The 2,523-nt window shown below is 74.2% G+C and carries 2 protein-coding genes; one reads left to right on the forward strand and one right to left on the reverse strand.

Features of this window, described 5'->3' with window-relative positions:
• Window positions 1-825 (reverse strand): LysR family transcriptional regulator (locus ACOV8S_RS10655; RefSeq protein ID WP_448317548.1); only part of this gene is annotated, 825 nt, incomplete at its 3' end.
• A gap of 124 nt (window positions 826-949) precedes the next feature.
• Between ACOV8S_RS10655 and mdlC the strand changes: the two genes are divergently transcribed.
• Window positions 950-2,523: benzoylformate decarboxylase (mdlC, locus tag ACOV8S_RS10660; protein ID WP_448317549.1), on the forward strand; the 1,574-nt coding region annotated here is incomplete at its 3' end.

The following is a 2,523-nucleotide window of genomic DNA, read 5'->3' on the forward strand; positions in this document are numbered from 1 at the left end:
GGCGTAGAGGGCGACCTCGATGGGTTCCGCCGCGAAGGGGAGGCGGACGAGGCGGATGTCGTGGGAGGCGCCGAAGACCTCGGCGACGTACTCCGGGACCACGGCGATCAGATCCGTCTGCTCCAGCAGGTAGGGGAGGATCGTGAAACGGGTGACCTCCACGGCGACCCGGTCGAGGAGACCGTGCGCGGCCAGCAGTGAGCGGGGCGTGGCGTGGCCGCTGGGGCCGAAGACGGTGGCGTGGTGCTCGGCCGCCAGTTGCTCCAGGGTGACCGCGTCGCCCGTCACCCGGGGGTGGGACGAGGCGACCACGCCGACGTAGCGCTCGCGGAAGAGCGGGACGCGGACGGTGCGGTGGGAGGCCATGACGGGGGTGGCCACGAAGGCGTCCAGTTCGCCGCGGCTCAGCCGGCGTTCGGCGTCGTCGACGTCCAGCGGCCGGACGGTGAAGGAGACGCCGGGGGCCGAGCGCCGGGCGGCCGCCACCAGGCGGGGGAGCAGGGTGGTCTCGCCCAGGTCGGAGAGGGCGAGGGTGAAGTTGGCGGACATCGTCGCCGGGTCGAACTCGTCGGCCTGCCGCGTCGCCTCGTCGATCTGGGACAGCGCCCGCTGCAGCGGCTCGTACAGCCGGCGCGCGCCCGCCGTCGGGGTCAGGCCGCGCCCGCTGCGGCGGAACAGGTCGTCGTCGAAGTGCCGGCGCAGCTTGGCCAGGCTGTAGCTGACCGTCGGCTGCGTGACGTGCAGCGCGTCGGCCGTGGCCGTGACGCTGCCGGTCTCGTAGAGCAGCACGAACAGCCGGGCCAGGTTGAGGTCGAACTCCCGCATGCGGCCGGAGCCTACGCGTCCGTATCGAGCAGATCTATATCGCGGACCGGAAACATTTATTGGTCTCGGGTGAGAGCCGCTGCTTAGCGTGTCGGCCATCACACGAAAGGAACGTGAAACGTTCGTGCCCTCCATACGTCATGTCTCGCACCAGTTCCTGGCCCGCCGGGGCCTGACCACCGTCTTCGGCAACCCCGGGTCCAACGAGCTGCCCTTCCTCGCCGACCTCCCGGACGGCTTCCGCTACGTGCTCGGCCTGCACGAGGGCGCCGTGGTCGGCATGGCGGACGGTTACGCCCAGGCGACCGGCCGGCCGGTGCTGGTGAACCTGCACGCGGCGTCCGGCTCCGGCAACGGGATGGGCGCGCTCACCAACGCGGTGTCCTCGCGGACCCCGATGGTGATCGTGGCGGGACAGCAGGTGCGGCCCGCGGTGGGCCCCGAGGCGAACCTGGCCAACGTGGACGCGCCCTCGCTGATGAAGCCCCTGGTGGGCTGGGCCGCCGAGCCCGCCTGCGCGCAGGACGTGCCCCGCGCCCTCGCCCAGGCGGTCTTCGAGGCGGAGCTCCAGCGCAGGCCGACGTATCTCTCCGTGCCCTACGACGACTGGGCCGCCGACGCGGGGGAGAACGGCGCCGCCGTCCTCGACCGGTCCGTGCGGCGGGGCTCCGCGCCCGGGACGGAGCTGGGCCGCGACCTGGTGGAGCGGGTCACGGCCGCCGAGCGTCCGGCGCTGGTGCTCGGCGGCGACGTCGACACGGCGGGGCTCTTCGACGACGCCGTCCGCCTCGCGGAGCGGCTCGGCGGCCCGGTGTGGGCGGCGCCGTCGCAGTTCCGGCTGCCGTTCCCCAACCGCCACCCGCTCTTCCGCGGCGTGCTCCCCGCGGGCATCAAGCCGATCTCGGACGCCTTCGAGGGGCACGACCTGGTGCTGGTGCTCGGCGCGCCGGTGTTCCGCTACCACGAGTACCTGCCGGGCCGGTACCTGCCCGAGGGGACCCGGCTGATCCAGGTGACGGAGGACGCCTCGGCCGCCGCCCGCGCGCCGATGGGCGAGGCGGTGGTCGCCGACCCCGGCGCCGTGATCTGCCTGCTGCTCGACGTTCTCGGTGAGGGCGCCCCCGTGCCCGGCGAGGAGTACCGGCCCGCGCCCGCCCCCGCCGCGGGGGAGGGGGACCGGCTCCACCCGGAGGAGGTGTTCGCGGCGCTGCGTGACGAGCAGCCCCAGGACACGTCGTACGTGGTGGAGTCGACGTCGACCAGCGCGGCCTGGTGGCGGCAGATGGACCTGCGCCGCCCGGGCTCCTACTACTTCCCCGCGGCCGGCGGGCTCGGCTTCGGCCTGCCCGGCGCGGTCGGCATCGCCCTCGCCCAGCCGGACCGGCCGGTGACCGCGGTGATCGGCGACGGGTCCGCCAACTACGGCATCACCGCCCTGTGGACCGCGGCCCGGCTGCGCGTCCCGCTCACCGTCGTGCTGCTGCGCAACGGCACGTACGGCGCGCTGCGCTGGTTCGGCGGACTGCTCGGGGTGCCGGACGCGCCCGGCCTGGACATTCCCGGGCTGGACTTCACCCGCATCGCCGAGGGCTACGGGGTGCCGGCCCGGCACGTCACCGGCGCGGAGGAACTGCGCGCCGTCCTCGCGGAACGACCCGACGGCCCGCGTCTCGTCCAGGTCGACACGGCGCTCACCAC

It is taken from the genome of Streptomyces sp. CO7 (assembly GCF_053474865.1).